Below are 15887 nucleotides of genomic sequence, written 5' to 3'. Positions count from 1 at the left end.
TGAGGACGCCTGTCTTCGCTATGCGGTTCTTGGCTGTCTCCGGTTCGAGGTTTCAGTCTTTCAGGTCCGGTTCTTCCGTCTGCGTAAGCTCATCAAGATCGAGGCAAGGACAGAGACTCGGACAAAACGGCCTTTCGCAAAAAGACGTATCTGCAGGCACTTTACGTGACTGTATCTCCGATTTTCCGACTTTTAGAGACCTTGCGAACGGTAATCTCGAAGCAAAAAACACGCCTTCTGACAAGTTATCGATTCTAACATCTTATGGGCGTGGTAGAGTTTTCGAGCAATCTTGCGGGAAATAACCATGAGCCAACGTCGCCTTGCTGCAATCCTGTCTCTCGACGTCGTCGGCTTCAGTCGGATGATGCAGGGTGGCTCAAAGGCACTGCTCAAAACACTGAACACGCTGTACCGCGATTTGGTGACACCAATCGTCGGCCAGCACCATGGCCGGGTGGTCAAACTTCTTGGCGATGGGGCACTAATAGAATTTCCGTCAGCGAGTCACGCACTCGAAGGGGCAATCGCGATTCAATCCCACCTTAGAGAGCCAGACCATCCATATTTGGTTCCAGAACGCATTCAGCTTAGAGCAGGCTTGCATGTAGGCGATGTCGCTGTGGACGGTGAAGATATCTTCGGAGACGGCGTAAACATTGCGGCACGTCTCCAAGCGGCAGCTGAACCCGGTGGCATTCTGGTCTCAAAAGTACTCTGCGATCTTGCCGGATCGGATTATGCCAACCGATTGCACAGAGAGGGACTGCGGACACTCAAAGGTATTGCACAGCCGATTGAGGTATTGTCGATTAATTTCACTGATGAAGGTGTATCAAAGTCACGAGTTGATTTCGCCAAAACACAAGAAATCTGCTACTGTCAAACTGATGACGGCATTAATCTGGCTTGGAGCGTAGTGGGTGACGGATCCCCGGTTGTTAAAGCACCAAGTTGGATTGGACATCTAGAACTGGACTGGCGCAATCCTGCGGTGGCTCCAATTTGCACTTCGGTTGCGCAACATCACCGACTAATTCGATTTGATGCACGGCTCAACGGTCTTTCCGACTGGGATGCAGAAACTTGCACGTTCGATAGGTTCGTTGATGACTTGGAAACCGTTTACGACGCGGCTGGTTTAAAGCGCGCGCCAATCCTTGCGATTTCACAGGGGTCTGCTGTAGCCGCCGCCTTTGCAGCCCGTCGACCAGACCGGGTCTCGGCAATTGTTATGATCGGTGGTTTCCCAGTAGGACGAGCAAAACGGAAGTCTCCGAAGGATGTGGCGCGGGCTCTGGCTATGAAACACATGATGACTGCAGGGTGGGACGACGAGTATCCGTCTCTACGCGATTTGATGGCGCAGATCATTGTGCCAGGCGCGAGCCAAGAAGCCCGGCGGCAATATGCAAAAGACATGAGCCAAATGATCTCGCCCGAAAACATGGGACGGTATCGCGATGTGATCGACCAAATTGATATCCGGCAAACATTGTCAAAGGTTGAGGTGCCGTGCCTGGTTTGTCATGCGACGGGAGACAGGATGCAACCGGTCGATCAGGGGCGACTGTTCGCTAAGGGATTACCCAACGCGAAGTTCATCGCCTACGAAAGCTCTAATCATGCCATGCCGGACAACGACCCAGAGTGGCCGCGTTTCGAGAGAGACGCATTGGCTTTCTTAACAGAACACAAGTGAAAGGTTATCTCAGATTAACTAGGCTTCACCGTGGCACGGGATGGCGTTTGGGAATGACCAGACCAAACTCCGTCAAGTACTTCAAAAGCATTCCCGAGGTCATTCGCCCAATCGTGATCCTGGTAGGCATCGACCGCTATCCGGCGATTGAAGTAGTGGTTTGCTTGGTCCGCAGGGGAACTGATCACTCAACCAAAGATCGCTTCATATTAAACCCGTTAAACATCGCTTGTCGTTTGTTTTATCCCATTTATGGCGAGCGGGTTTGAAGGTGCTGGCTGAAGTATGCGTACCCGATCCGCAGTTTGTACAGGGAGCAACTATGGCCGCTTAGGTAAACAAACGTTGGGCATGCGATGAAGTGGGCTTTTGTTCGCAGCCTATTCTGCGCGGTTGCACCTGCATCCGGTCAATTTGCGCGCTTCGCAATCGACTAGTGCCTTGAGCCGATCTACCACCTCAACGACATCGAGGTTTAGCGCTTTAGAACCCACTTATGCGTTCTATGAGCCAGTACATCGATACTGACCCGATGCCATAAGCGGCAATCACAGTCGCCCTTTGGCTAACTGGACGTGCCATCAATCGCCAGATCGCGACAAGAAGTGCCAAAGCTCCGACAAAGCTCAACTGCCCAGCTTCGACGCCTAGGTTGAAGGCAAACAAGGCTGCAGGAATATCGTTGGAGGGAAGTCCTATCTCGGCCAAAGCGCCTGCAAAACCAAGGCCGTGCAAAAGCCCAAATCCGAAACAAACGATCCAGGGCTTTTGTTTTGAAAGTCGAAAACGCCCGTCACCGCCCTTAACAATTTCCATTGCCAAAAAAACGATAGAAAGCGCAATGACGGCCTCGACCGGCGGGCCGGGGACATTCAGAAATCCCAGCGTTGCCAGTGCCAGTGTTATTGAATGTGCCAAGGTGAATGCCGTGATTGCTCCCGCCAGTCTCCACGGATCAGGGACCAAAATAAATAGGGCGAAGACGAAGAGCAGATGATCCCAGCCTTCTAGTATGTGTTCATAACCCAACTGAAAATAGGCTATGAAAACAGACCATGTTGTCTGTTCAAAAGGTATATTTTGGATGGCAGCATCCGGGGTGAAACGAAGCGTGGCAGGCTCGGAGTGCAGAGGATGCACACGGACCAAAACGTCGTTCTTTTGTGCCGCCAGTCCGTCGATCTCGATGGATTGGCCCGCGATCTCAGCACGGCATTCGACAATCCAGGAAGAAACCCACGCTCGCCCATCGGAGATTGGGTCAGGGCCGTGTGAGGGTGTACAGCCATCCGGTAACACCGCATCAATCGCCATTGGTTGACCATACACATCTGGTTTTCGCCAATGAACACTCCAAGTGTCCGTAGTGATTTGTCGAATTTCCAAGTATCCCGGATCAAGCGCATGCGCGTTGGCGTACCCCGTGGGCCACGTGAACAGCAGAGCAAACATCAAGCTGAAGATGAAGTTCATTTGACCTGACCTGTGAGATCGGGTGCTGTGATCTCATAATTGTCGGCAAGAGCCTCGTATTGCGCCTGCGCCAAATCTTCGCTCATGGCGCGACGCCAATCACGAAGCACCACACTGTGGATCTCTTGCAAGCGAGGTATCCGGCTTGGTTCAATGGCAAGCACTTTCACCAGATGGATGCCGTAACCCGATTGGACCGGCCCCATCCACTGGCCTTTTTCGAGATTGGCGAGACCATTGGAAAATCCGGTTCCAAAGACCGAGTCGATTACCCGTGTCGCGGTTAGGGGCATTGATGCAGGCAGTAGTGTCGCGCTTTCCAAGCCGGAAGTCTCTTGTTCCGCACGCAAGGCGGCCAGTGCCCTTTCAATCTCGGTCTCACTTGGTCCTTCACCAAGAAAAACTTGAGTGAACGCGACCTTGTTGGGTGTCGCGTAGCGGTCCGTGTTTTGTTGGAGGAAAGCCTCTAGATCTTCGTCTTCTGGAATAACTGAAGCGGCGATGGCTTCGGTCAGAAAATCCATCTTTTGGCTCAGCCGCGACCTGATCACGCTATCTCCGCGTTCTAAACCAAGTTTTCTTGCTTCCCTAACTAATACTTCTTCGCGAATTGAAGCGTCGACCAACGCTTGTAGCTCAGAACCGCTTGGCTGGCGTTTCCACCTTGCTTCGAACTGTGAAGCTAACAGCGCGGCATCACTTTCGCTTATAGTTATCGTCTCCGGATCTGCAGCGGCGTCGTTATCTGGTGATATTATGTGGAACCAAATGAATATGGCAGCTCCGATCAAGAAGAAATGGAACAGAGGTTCTTTCACTATTCGCATGAAGGCTCCTGCGTGAAACGCGATACGGCATTATGTTTTATGCTGGCATCAGGCAGTTGAATAACACAAGGAATTGCAACTCAAGGTGCGCCGCTTATCATAAGAGCGTCCCGAGTTAGTGATTGCGACCTGGGTCCCCAAATCTGCACGAAGTAAGGTCACTCTGCCGGCGTGTACCAAATCGGCGAGGAATACGCGCGCTCCTGATGCGTAAGTACCGCATCTTCTGGCAGCTCCGCACCAAACCTCAGTTTGTCGTACAACACCCAGCGTGGGGTTGGGATTTCGAGCGCACGTACGTAATAGAATGCCCGCGCATTTGGATCGAAATCAGGATCAGACCAAACAGTTACCAGTTCGGCGGTTCCAATTGTATTGGTCCAGCTGGCGGTTTCCAGATCCACGGTATTCCCAACCGCAGGGATCTTGCCGTTTTGATCGGCAACACGGTTGTCCGACCATGCCACGTCATAGACGTTTTCCTGCAAAGCACCTTCGGAATCGAGCCATCCCTTTATCACCTGCACGCGATCCAGGTTGGCCCCGACCGGGTCGCGCAGAGCAGCGATCAGGAATGTGGGCGGACCTTCACCCTCGCGAGGTCGCAGATCCGAACCCATTGGAACACCTTTTGTGTAGCCCACATCCGCAAGGAAGCGAGTTTCAACATCAGCGTCGAGGAAATCCCATCCGCCAAAGAACCGTAGACCAATCCGCGGTCCAGTGCTCGCGTAGGTTTCGCGCCGCTTGAACGCATCGAAGATCGCAGCGCGAGTATTGTCGGTCGCCCAAACGGCCGTGTACCCGGAAGCTACAAGGAGGTCGCCAGGAATTTCGCCAAGATCGTTGGCGATGAAAGGATGCTTTATTCTCGTGGCCGAAGGTTCAACGCTGACGGATTTTCCGAAGAAGTTGTCTTCCTCAGCAGTTGCCAGAGACGTATGGCTGTCCGTCGCGCCACCCATGCCAAACTTATATGGGTTCACGCCGAACTTATCTTCCAACAACAAACCGCGCTTCAAGGCTTCTCGGGCGTACTCGCCGGCCAGCATGTCATCAGTTTTCAGCTCGGTTATGTCGAGGTTGCCAACGTCCCAGTTTTCGTAATCCGCGAATTCGTCGTCGGGGCTCAGATAGGGGTGCGCTTCGCCATCGCCCTTGATCTGAGTGACTTCGTAATGGGGTTCCCATTTTGCGCGGGCAGCCACATATTCCTCGTCGACCTTGCCACCGTGATAGGTGTCTTCGGTCGGGAACATCCATCCGTTCGACAGGTTGCCATTATGGGCGAAAGCTACCGCGCGACCACCCGTTTTTTCTTGATAGTCATCTAGCCATGAATACAGCGTTCTTGGGTCGGTATCACCAAAGGGCGGTTGCGTGACTGGCGGCACCATCTGAAGCGCCCTGATGGGCCCATCGCGCAGCATAACATTCCGGTGCAGGTTGAAGCCCTTGGGTACGGAAGTCCACTCGAACCCTATGAACGCCGTGAAATTGCCGGGGTCGTTATGTTCTTCCGCAGCCAGAACGATTTGCTCCCATGTAAAAGCAAAAGCGTCAGCACCCGGGCTGTAGGAGTCCAGAAGGACTTCTGGCAGGGTCATTTGCGAGAAATTGGTAATGATATCGAACGCCGCTTTGCCGGCCTCTTCGCCGCCTGCCTTGTAACCTTCGTACCATTCCAAACCTTTCGGATCGGCAAGAACGCCTGGCTTGCCAGCCTGAAGGTCAGGGGCGAATCCCATTAGGTCAGTGTGATCCGTGAGAACCATCCAGTCCAAAGGCCGGGCCAGTCTTACTGGTTGACCCGTTGAAGAAGTAACCTGTTCACCTTTTGCAAAACGCCATGCTTCATCAGGCAACAGAGTGTTCCCAAAAGCACCTGCGTCCAGCGAAAGCCCGGTGTGAAGATGCGTGTCTCCCCACAGCGGTCGCTCGGGGAAAGTGCGTTCGGCATACGGGGAATACGGTTGATCTGAGAACAAGCCTGCCGCGGCTTCTTCACTTGGAACAGCATCTGCAAGGACAGTCGATGATGCCAGCCCTAGTGAGATAGAACAAACAAAAGCTCGAAGCATGTGGAACTCCTAAATCAAGATAGCGCGGTGGTGCCGATGATCTGCAACTCAAGAATTAATATTCCTATTTCTCTATATAACATCAATTTTCCGTTTGTGGGGATATTCCGCTTTTGGCATTGTCACGGTGGTACACTTAGGAGTTTGTCTGAAGAAGTTGGTCTAACAATAACTCCATAAGCCATCTCCTAGATTGTTGTGCTCAACATCGATAACGGAAGCTTTAGAGAAATTGCGACTCAGCACCGTTAGGATTGGCAAATGCTCGGCCGCCCTCCATTGCAGCAGCCATCTAACTTTAAGATGAAGGCCTGAGATGGATCTTGGGATGATTTAAGATCAGCAACTCGCCGCAGCCCAAACCAGGCCTTCAAACCTGCGCCTTGCAATTCTAGCTTTGCAGACTTTGCCGCTATTAGCGATTAACTGTTTTAATGTCCGCTCTCAGATCAAAGAAGAAAGCAAAAAAAGCGGTCAGGCTAAGGAAAGCTGACCTTCGACGACCCGGAGCTGAAGGCCCCGCTTGCGGACAAAGCAAGGGTAAATTTCAGAACTGAATCGCGGTAATTTAAGTTGCTAATAGTATCAAGATATTCAACGCTGTGCATCAGATGGGCGCGCGCGCATTGCTCGGAAGCTTGCTTGAGGGTCCCGTTCAGCCAATCCCTGCGTTGGCGAGGATCAATGTTTGCACAATGATTGGATAGCCCCATGGCCTTCTCATTTCGCTTCCTGTTAGCGCCCGTTGCATTAATCGCCCTTGCGACGACGGCAGTACACGCTCAAACCGCCGACACCATATACACCAATGCGCAGGTCTATACGGTCGACCCTGAACAAGAATGGGCCCAGGCGTTTGCGATTGAGGATGGACGTTTCATTGCTGTCGGTTCAGCAGAAGAAGTCGTTGCGCTGGCTGGGAGCGAGACTGAAACGATCGACCTTGCGGGTGCGATGGTATTGCCGGGCCTTTATGACATCCATGTTCATTTCCGCAATTGGTACGTTGCTGCGGCATTGTCTGACGAGGTGATCCTACTCCCGGGCGATGCCGACCCGGAAGCGGCAACGGAGTTGATTCGCGAATTTGTAGCTGCGCGCCCAGATCTCGAATACCTTTTTGGATCTGGATTGGCCAACGAGCTGTTTGATGGAGAACCGAACACTACTTGGCTTGATGAGGCAGTCTCTGATATTCCGGCCTATATTATCACTGCAACCGGGCACGAGGCAGTGCTGAATACACCGGCGATGATCGATAGCGGTATTGATGTCGATACACCGGACCCACGGAACGGGATCATTGTGCGGGATCCAGAAACAGGAGAAGCAACAGGCTACATGAAAGAGGCCGCGATGGGTCTTTACGCGATGCCATTTCTACGCGGGCTGGATATCGAAACCCACGTTGATGGCGCAAGGGACGTGCTACACTTGCTTGCCTCAATGGGTGTGACATCTGCCAGAAACATGCATAGCGAATTGATAAATGTGCAGGCGCTACATCGGCTTGCAACGACCGAGGGGCTTCCGATCAGGGTTAGTGTGGCGTGGACCTACGATTCTCCGACGCGGGCATATCAATCCGTGGAAGACCAACGTGCTGCAATCGACACGTTTCAAGACTTGATCGCGCCACGGCTGGACCCAACCTTTATTAAGGTCAATATCGATGGCATTCCGACTGAAACCGGAGCGATGCTGGAACCTTCCTGACGAACGCCTCAAAAGCGGAACAGTCCCAATCTGACGCGGTTTCAAAGTATGATCCTCTTGCTTCTGGTCAGGGCGACTATGGGCTAATCTTTTTCACCGAAGAGGAACTTGTGGCCGACATTATCCGGTTTGAAGAACAAGGTATGAAAGGCATGGTTTTCCACACTGTGGGTGATCGCGGTGCTAGGCTTGTTCTGGACGCAATGGAAATCGCACGAAACCAACTGGGCGAGCTGAAAGGCCGCTACCAGCTTGCCCATTCGTTTTTCATATCGGAAGATGACATGCCAAGACTGGTAGAACTCGATCTGACACCGGAATTTTCGCCAGTACTATGGTTTTCGAACCCCCACAACGATGTCGTCAACCGCGTGGTTGGCCCGGAACGCGCGCAGAGGGTTTTCCCAATGCGCTCTGTGGCTGACGCCGGAGGACGGGTCGTTATCGCTTCTGATGGTCCGTTGTTCATGCAGACCCCATTGGCATCGATCGAGGCGGCCGTGACCCGTATCGATCCTGTGGCTGACACGAGTCCACCCGATCCTGCGGTGAGCCAAGCGATCACGCTGAAGCAGGCAATTGATGCCCGCACAATCAACTCTGCATACTTGGATTTTGCGGAAGAAGAGCTTGGCTCAATCGAAACAGGCAAGCTTGCCGATTTCATCGTGCTTGACCGCAACCTATTTGAAATTCCGATCTCGGAGGTCAGTGAGGCGCAGATATTAAAGACGTTCGTCGAGGGCGAGATGGTTTTTGAGGCCAAATAACGTTTTGATCCGAGTTTATTTAACTCACTGGCACCAAGGCTTCCGAAAGAGACGCATGGTCCAGGCTCTCTTGGGGGTTACAAGGCTATGCGCTTGTGAACGCACCGGGTTCAATTCGGCAAGGCCGAACGCCTGTACAAGTGTTTGTTTCAAGGCACGCCTTCAACCATGTAATTCTCGCTTTCCGTGCTTCTTTTTCATTGGCAAACCTTGCGTCATTGGGCGCGATGGGCTCGAGGCACGTGTTTGGCAAACTTGAATAATTGGCTGTTAAGCAGACAAAAGCTGCCGTTGATCGTTCAGTACGATCGGTACTCAAAAAACTATTCGGTGGGCATTCTGAGAAAGCCGCTATCGCACCTTCTTCACTTTCTGGGTTGTGCTTTTGATCTCAACGAGTGTCTCATCAGCTTGTAATGTGTTCGTTGGATCTTAGCCGTGTTCGAAGCGCCGACATACCTCGCGATAACATCGATTGCAGTCATCGGTACTGTTCACGTCTTCTGCGTGTCTTTTTTCCGCAGATTCCCGGCCCAGGCAAGCTGGCTATCTGATTTTTCATCAGGGATCGGACTTGGCTATGCTTTCCTTTTCTTGCTGCCAAAAATCGGTGAATTGTCAGCCGGTTTAGCTGCAACCGGGAAATGGGAACACTCGCTGTATGGTTACTCTCTGCTAGGATTTCTCGCTTACTACTTATTGGAAGCCGGTCGCGAGATAGGGGTCGACAACAGGTTGTCTCTTGGCTTGGATACTGTGGCACTCGGAACCTATAACTGCTTGCTTGCCATTACAGTCATGCAAGCAACCGCAACTTCGCCTGAACTGTACGTCATAGGAACGTTGGCCTATTCGCTGCATTTATTTGGAGTGAATATTTATCTCTATAAAACCCACCCCGGGCATATGTCTGGATGGCTACGTGCATACTTTGTCGCTTCACTTACGGTCGGCATATTGATCGGTCTCAACGCGGACAAAAGTAGCATGCTCTATTCAATCGCGACCGGGTTAACGGGGGGCGTGATTATAGCTCTATCTCTTCGGGTTAAACTGCCCGATCGTTCTTCAATGAATACAAAGGCTCTTTTGATTGGTGTGGTGTTCGCTGCGGTCGCAGTCGTTGTAACCCGGTACTGATCCGAGGACACTATTGGACTTTTCTTTTTATTAATGCACCGGATGTTTCTCAGCCTTTTTTGAGAGGTATGGGCAAAGCATCGGATTGCTCTTCAGGCAGCGCCCTCTACCAATTGGCTTTGAAAACACACTTAGAACTTCAGTCGGATGATCGTGCGTTTGCCACAATTGCTATTTTCTTCCGGCCACAATCCGATCCAAGATTAACGCGCAGAACAAGATTGCCAAACCGGCCAGAATTCCTTGTCCCGCCGCTGCGTATTGCAGTGCCTCTAGCACGTCCTCGCCCAAACCCTTGGCACCGATCAGCGAGGCGACAACAACCATTGCCAGAGACATCAGGATAGTCTGGTTCACACCTGCCATGATGGTTTTGTGCGCCAAGGGCAGGTCTACCCGCCATAGCAGGTAACGAGGCGTTGCTCCAAAGGCCAACGCGGCTTCCCGCACAGTTTCAGGGACTTGTTGCAGGCCAAGTACGGTAAAGCGGATTACCGGAGGGCTACCGAAAATCATGGTTGCAACTACGCCTGCAGGCTTTCCAGATCCAATAAAAGCCACCACCGGGATCAAGTAGACGAAGGAGGGCATTGACTGCATGAAATCTAGAATGGGCCGCACGATGGCAAAAGCACGTGGGCGACGGGCGCAGTAGATACCCAATGGAATGCCCAGCGTGATCGAAATCAGCGCCGCGGCGCCCAACAGGGCGATTGTAGTCATCGCCTTTTCCCAAAAATCCAGCAGGCCTAGATAGGCCAGCGCGGCTCCGGTGAAGATCGCCACACGGGGACCAGCCGACAGGTAAGCCAGCATCATGATCACCAAAGCTACGACCGGCCAGGGGGTATCGACCAGCACAACCTCGATCCAGTCCAGCAGGGTGCGCATCCCATAGGTCAGCCCATCAAAGAAGCCGCGCCCGGCAGTCTTGGTCCACTCGAACACCGCTTGCACACCATCGCCTACGTTCAGACGCCAGTCCCGGTTGGTTGGGAAGGTCTTGAGCACAGCCACCGCGTCCGGTTGTGCAAATTTGATCATAGACAGGATCACGACCACAGCGGTCAACGCCGTCGCCACAATCAGCCGAGAGATAGACCAGCCGTGGGCTACACTTGGGTCTGAACGCCAGCGCGCGAATTGACCTTCAAGCGTCCAGTTGGCCAGCGAAGCAGCTAAAAACTTGACTGCCAGCAGAAGGGCGATCCCAATGATCAGATACGTGACACCGGTAGAGTCCGCTGTGCGTGCGGCCTCCTGCGCGCCAGCCAGAGCTCCTTCAAGTGATTCCGCCGCGCGTTTCAACGACTCCAACGTGGTCGACCCGGATTGCTCCGCCGCTGCAATCTGCTGTCGGCGCAGCTCCAGTGTCTGCTCGATCTGTATCGCCCGCTCGCGGAACTCGCGCCCAAGATCACCAAACAAACCCAGACCGATCTGGATGTAGGCCAGCGTTTCCAAAACCAAAAACCCGAGAAACCACGACCACAGCCCGCGTGCACCAAACCAGATCGGCCCGAGGATTGCTGCAGCTGTGTTTAATGTAAAGCGATAGCCTGGGGCCTGCATCATATAGGCGAAGGTCTTCTGGTAATAGGCGTTCCCCTGACCGACAAAGTCTCCTATTAGCCCATTCAGGCGGTCGGCGGTTTCCGGTTGGATCTGTTGCGTATCAACATGTTTCATATCGTTGCCCTTACGCCTGACTGTCCTGAATAGCGCGGATCAAACCCGCACGGTTAATAACACCTACCGTCTTGCCATCCTGCGTCACAGCTACGACTCCATGTCCGTCCACGCAGAGGTTCATCAGGTCGGACAGATCCATATCTGGGTGAGCCTCTTTGGCATCCTCCGGGAGTTCGCCGTGATGCGCCTCGAACTCATCGACCGGTTTCATGACCGCATGGGCGAAGATCATATTGAGTTTCGAAATTCCCGCCACAAAGTCGGCCACATAGTCGTCAGCGGGGTTGAGTATGATCTCTTCCGGCGTGCCGATCTGCACGATGCGCCCGTCCTTCATGATCGCGATGCGGTGGCCGATGCGGATTGCTTCATCCAGGTCGTGGGTGATAAACATCGTGGTTTTGTTCAGCTTGTGACTGAGGTCCATGAACTGATCCTGCAACTGCTTGCGGATTAGCGGGTCTAGGGCCGAGAACGGCTCATCCATCAAAAGGATTTCAGGGTCTGCAGCGATCGCACGGGCCAGTCCCACGCGTTGTTGCATACCGCCTGACAGTTCATGTGCGTATTTGTCTTCCCAACCGTTCAGTTCAACCAGTTCCAGCACACGGTCTGCTTCTTCCCAGCGGCGTGCTTTTCCGGTTCCGCGAATTTCCAGCGGCATTGCTACATTGTCGCGGACTGTGCGGTGAGGCATCAGGCCAAAGTTCTGGAACACCATCGCAACGCGCCGGTTACGCAGATCGCGCAGACCTTCATCGTTCAGGCCCATCACATCCTCGCCATCCAGATAGATATGGCCGTCAGTGGGCTCCAGCAGACGGTTCACATGACGCACAAGGGTCGATTTACCCGAACCCGACAGGCCCATGACGCAGAACAGTTCACCTCGTTCGATCTCAAAGCTGGCATCAGCCACGCCGACAACGCAGTTGAAGCGTTCCAGCACCTCAGCCTTGCTCAGGCCCTCGCTGTGGATAGCGTTCAAAGCCTCCTGCGAGCGTGTACCGAAAACTTTCCACACGCCTTTTGCGTCGATTGCTATTTCCGCTGTCATATTGGCCCCATTGGAATTGTGTTGGTTCGCGCCCCCGATAGTCAGGGGCGCATGGGCTTTAGTTGGTCGTCAGTCCCAGCCAACCGTCGACGATATCGCCGTTGGCGGCGATCCATTCGGCTACGACTTCATCCGTGTCACGGCCCTTGACTACGACTTCATAAGTCAGACCGCTTAGCTCTCCCGCATCCATGTCGATATTGGCAAGGAAAGAGGCCGCTGCCGGGTTGCGCTGTTCCAGCGATTTCGAATGCGCTACTGTCACGGTTTTGACCGGTTCACCCGTGCTGACATGGGATTTGTTATACCAATCGGCATCCTGATCGGGCTGAACCATCTTGTAGGTGGCCGCGTCGTGCTCGGGCTCTTCCAGAATGGTCACATCATATAAGGCGTGCACGTAGTGTGGTGCGTAGCAGTAGAAGGCCGCGCCTTTCTTCTGGTCGATCTGATCTTTCAGACGGGAATAGAACACGGTTTCGTCTTCGGTGGTCGGCGTCAGAAATGTCTCGATCCCATAATCCCGCACCCGCACCTTGAACGTGTTAGTCGAGGCCCAGCCCGAGGCACCAACCCAGACCTCACCCATGCCGTCGCCATCGGAGTCAAACAGCTCTTGCGCGACGGGTGTCGCCAGGTCGTAGATCGAACGGATGTTGTGATCTTCGACCATGTAGTTTGGCACGCAAATCCCAGCGCGGCCTTCGTAACTGCCTGAGGACAAACCTACGGTGCCTTTCTGATCGACATATTCATCCGTAAAGGACGACTGGTTCGGCAGCCAAACATCCGGGTGTACGTCGATGTCACCACGACCGCCATCCATGGCGGCAAAGATCACCGCGTTTGCTCCGGGGGCATAGCCAGCTTCTCCACCCAAGCGCGTCTCAATGATCTGGCCGATCACACGGCTCATAATTTTGGCACCGGGCCAGCTGGGCTCGCCCACCATAACCTTTTCTTGTGCCATCGCCGTTGTTGCGCCGAAAGCAAAGGTCAAGGTTGCAATAAGTTTCAGTTTTTTCATGTACTTTCTCCCGTTGCGTTGAGTTGCATGCGCCTTCAGGCGCGCGCCCGCTTACGTTGCGGGTCTATGAATGGAATATCCGAGACGGTGGCACGCAGGCGTTTCATCCGCCCGTCGAGTTGACCGATCTCAAGTTGAGCGCCGTTTTCCGCGTGTTCGATGGATAACCGTGCCATTGCGATTGCGTGTTCCAGCGTCGGTGATCGGGTGGCAGACGTTACCACTCCTACTTGCCGTTCACCTGTATAGACGGGTGCACCGTGCGCTGGCACATCATCGCATCCGATTAAAAGCCCTTTGAGCACCCGACGTGGCTCGCGCAGGTTGCGTTCCAGTGCGGCTTTTCCAGTGAATTCGGTTTTTGTCAGATCGACGGCGAAGCCAAGACCAGCCTCAAAGGCATCGACACCCGGCGCAAACTCGGCATTGGCCGCGGCCAGCCCTGCCTCTATCCGGATGATGTCCAGGGCGGCCGAGCCCATTGGCGTGATCCCAAACTCTTCCCCAGCCGCCATCACCGCATCCCAGATCGCAACGGCGTCGGATTTGGAACAGAAGACCTCATACCCCAACTCACCGGTATACCCCGAGCGTGACAGCATAAACGGCGCACCCTCGCGGTCACGTAGCCGCGCGACGGTGACGCCGAACCATTTCAGATGATCCAAGCCTGGCACATGCGGTTGCGTAAAGGCGATCTTGCGTAGCAGTTCGCGCGACTTTGGCCCTTGAATGGCCAGGTTGGGCATTGCTCCACGCAACGCATGGATCCGCACTTGCAGGCCACGCGCATCGGCCAGTTCTTGCAACGCGCGCCCGCTTTCCTCGGTGCCGCAACACCAACGGAAGATTTCGGGCGCAAGTCGGAACAGGGTGCCATCGTCGATCACCGAGCCGCTCTCGTCACACATCAATGTATAAGACCCGCGCCAGACCGGTAGCTTCGCCACATTGCGCGTGGTGGCCAATTGCATCAGAGCCTCGGCATCCGGGCCGACAATATCAAATTTGCGAAGTCCGCTCATGTCCTGAACAGTCACCGCCTCGCGACACGCCCAGTATTCACCCAACGTGCCGTGGGCAGGGTAACTGACGGGCGCCCATAGGTCGCGCGCAGGTGCGAAATGCTGGGTTAACGGGGCCAGACGGTCGTGAAAGGCCGACTCCTGACTGATCGACATGGGCGCGTCTTCCTTTTCACGATAGGCAACCGCACGGCGGATGGGCGTTTCGGGGCGGTAGATGCGTACATGCACATCGGTCGGGTTCCAGCCATTGATGGGATCAATGTCGTCCGGGCAGGCGGTCGAGACGCAAACCAGATCCTCAAGCGCGCGCATGGCGACATAGTCACCGGGACGCGAGTGGGATTCCTCGGTTAGAATGTGATGGTTCGTCGGGTCGATCCATGTATTCCAGAAGAAGTTGATTGCAGGCCACGCAGCCCGCTGTGAAACGCCGTAAGGGGCCAAGGCGTTTGACATATTATCCGAACAGTTCAGATGGCCGGGGAACCCTCGCTCTTCATACCCGCGAGCGGTACAGGCTAGCCCGAATGTGTCATGCCGACCGCAGGTATCCTGAACCACATTCAACAGCGGGCGCATCTCACGATCAAAGAATTTGTCCAGCAAGCCGGGGCCGGGATAGGCACGGCGCACCATCGACCGAGTGGCAGTTGAATCGATCATCCATTCCTGGCCACGATCCAGCCCATCAGTTCGCAGCGCCATGAAATCAGAACACTGCTGGCCTTCAATGTCGATGATTTGGACAAATTCTCCAGCCTTCAGTTCATAGGCCAGAGCGCTGCCGCGTTGCACGGTAAATTCGTCCCGTGTATCACCCAGCAAAGGTGGCAAAGGCGGCCCTTTGACCATTGCTGGTTTGTGCAAGACTGTGATGTTCCCGGTCGCACTGCCTTCAATCAACCCTGTGACCGCGGTTGTACGGATCACCCAGACAGTAACCGTGTGGTCTGCGCGGAGAATCAGCGGCTCGGGTATATGGTCCAGCCTGTGACAGGGAACCTGCCGACTGCCGCCATGCGCCGTAACCCAAGTCAGGAGCTGTGTACTATCAAAATCGTCCCATTTGACGTGCCCGGTTGCTGTCAAACTCAGCGCCGCCAGTCCCGACTTTCCATCATTGGTGAACGCCACAACATCCAGTGCTTGCTTTGGACCAACCCCTTCTATCGAAAGCAAATCACCGTGCTTTACGACCAGTCGAACAGCCTCACGTGGGGTAAGGATGTGCATGCGGGTGTCAGAAGCGTTCTGAAACCCAGGAAACAGGCGGCCAGGGCTGTCAAACCCCGAGTTGGTAAACGCGTGTAAGACGGATGACCACTGCATATCGCTGCTGAATTCCCAAAATGTAACTAGTTACAGAGGTTGATG

11 protein-coding genes are annotated in these 15887 nt (G+C 54.0%); 4 read left to right on the top strand and 7 right to left on the bottom strand.

The features are described 5' to 3' along the window. Window positions 1–307 precede the first annotated feature (307 nt). Window positions 308–1702, top strand: coding sequence for an alpha/beta fold hydrolase (locus ACR0NM_RS16165; protein ID WP_480615681.1), 1395 nt, complete (start codon window positions 308–310; stop codon window positions 1700–1702). Window positions 1703–2185: 483 nt separating this feature from the next. On the opposite strand, the gene ACR0NM_RS16160 is transcribed toward ACR0NM_RS16165, so the two are convergent. The 3 genes from ACR0NM_RS16160 to ACR0NM_RS16150 form a co-directional block, all read right to left on the bottom strand. After that, complete coding sequence (locus ACR0NM_RS16160) at window positions 2186–2842, bottom strand: HupE/UreJ family protein (protein WP_480615798.1); 657 nt, start codon at window positions 2840–2842, stop codon at window positions 2186–2188. Between the two features lie 329 nt (window positions 2843–3171). Further along, the gene (locus tag ACR0NM_RS16155; RefSeq protein WP_170597593.1) at window positions 3172–4002 is read right to left on the bottom strand and encodes a peptidyl-prolyl cis-trans isomerase; all 831 of its coding nucleotides are present in this window, start codon (window positions 4000–4002) and stop codon (window positions 3172–3174) included. 158 nt (window positions 4003–4160) lie between these two features. Further along, complete coding sequence (locus ACR0NM_RS16150; RefSeq protein WP_170392772.1) at window positions 4161–6083, bottom strand: DUF3604 domain-containing protein; 1923 nt, start codon at window positions 6081–6083, stop codon at window positions 4161–4163. 711 nt (window positions 6084–6794) lie between these two features. Here ACR0NM_RS16150 and ACR0NM_RS16145 point away from each other — a divergent pair. From ACR0NM_RS16145 to ACR0NM_RS16135, 3 genes are all read left to right on the top strand, one after another. Continuing rightward, the gene (locus ACR0NM_RS16145; protein ID WP_480615679.1) at window positions 6795–7799 is read left to right on the top strand and encodes an amidohydrolase family protein; all 1005 of its coding nucleotides are present in this window, start codon (window positions 6795–6797) and stop codon (window positions 7797–7799) included. Further along, the gene (locus tag ACR0NM_RS16140; RefSeq protein WP_480615796.1) at window positions 7796–8569 is read left to right on the top strand and encodes an amidohydrolase family protein; all 774 of its coding nucleotides are present in this window, start codon (window positions 7796–7798) and stop codon (window positions 8567–8569) included. The genes ACR0NM_RS16145 and ACR0NM_RS16140 overlap by 4 nt, the downstream gene beginning before the upstream one ends. Before the next feature lie 438 nt (window positions 8570–9007). Beyond that, window positions 9008–9709, top strand: a complete 702-nt coding sequence (locus ACR0NM_RS16135; protein WP_480615677.1) for a hypothetical protein — start codon at window positions 9008–9010, stop codon at window positions 9707–9709. Window positions 9710–9880: 171 nt separating this feature from the next. Here ACR0NM_RS16135 and ACR0NM_RS16130 read toward each other — a convergent pair whose 3' ends face one another. The 4 genes from ACR0NM_RS16130 to ACR0NM_RS16115 are packed head-to-tail and all read right to left on the bottom strand — an operon-like array spanning window position 9881 to window position 15746. Then, the gene (locus tag ACR0NM_RS16130) at window positions 9881–11398 is read right to left on the bottom strand and encodes an ABC transporter permease (protein ID WP_480615675.1); all 1518 of its coding nucleotides are present in this window, start codon (window positions 11396–11398) and stop codon (window positions 9881–9883) included. A 10-nt stretch (window positions 11399–11408) separates the two neighbouring features. Continuing rightward, on the bottom strand, window positions 11409–12458 hold the full coding sequence (locus ACR0NM_RS16125; protein ID WP_170392768.1) for a quaternary amine ABC transporter ATP-binding protein: 1050 nt from the start codon (window positions 12456–12458) through the stop codon (window positions 11409–11411). 58 nt (window positions 12459–12516) lie between these two features. After that, on the bottom strand, window positions 12517–13485 hold the full coding sequence (locus tag ACR0NM_RS16120; protein ID WP_170392767.1) for an ABC transporter substrate-binding protein: 969 nt from the start codon (window positions 13483–13485) through the stop codon (window positions 12517–12519). A 35-nt stretch (window positions 13486–13520) separates the two neighbouring features. Beyond that, window positions 13521–15746: a DUF1989 domain-containing protein gene (locus ACR0NM_RS16115; RefSeq protein ID WP_480615673.1), complete on the bottom strand. Its 2226-nt coding sequence runs from the start codon at window positions 15744–15746 to the stop codon at window positions 13521–13523. Window positions 15747–15887 lie beyond the last annotated feature (141 nt).

This window comes from Ruegeria sp. AF2 (assembly GCF_056542025.1).
The sequence above is the reverse complement of the archived record's forward strand: the minus strand, read 5'-3'. Positions and strand labels throughout refer to the sequence as shown.

Bases quoted from the DNA above. Each gene is read 5' to 3' on its own strand.
- ACR0NM_RS16165 (WP_480615681.1), top strand. From the start codon at position 308: ATGAGCCAACGTCGCCTTGCTGCAATCCTGTCTCTCGACGTCGTCGGC.
- ACR0NM_RS16155 (WP_170597593.1), bottom strand. From the start codon at position 4,002: ATGCGAATAGTGAAAGAACCTCTGTTCCATTTCTTCTTGATCGGAGCT.
- ACR0NM_RS16150 (WP_170392772.1), bottom strand. From the start codon at position 6,083: ATGCTTCGAGCTTTTGTTTGTTCTATCTCACTAGGGCTGGCATCATCG.
- ACR0NM_RS16145 (WP_480615679.1), top strand. From the start codon at position 6,795: ATGGCCTTCTCATTTCGCTTCCTGTTAGCGCCCGTTGCATTAATCGCC.
- ACR0NM_RS16130 (WP_480615675.1), bottom strand. From the start codon at position 11,398: ATGAAACATGTTGATACGCAACAGATCCAACCGGAAACCGCCGACCGC.
- ACR0NM_RS16125 (WP_170392768.1), bottom strand. From the start codon at position 12,458: ATGACAGCGGAAATAGCAATCGACGCAAAAGGCGTGTGGAAAGTTTTC.
- ACR0NM_RS16120 (WP_170392767.1), bottom strand. From the start codon at position 13,485: ATGAAAAAACTGAAACTTATTGCAACCTTGACCTTTGCTTTCGGCGCA.
- ACR0NM_RS16115 (WP_480615673.1), bottom strand. From the start codon at position 15,746: ATGCACATCCTTACCCCACGTGAGGCTGTTCGACTGGTCGTAAAGCAC.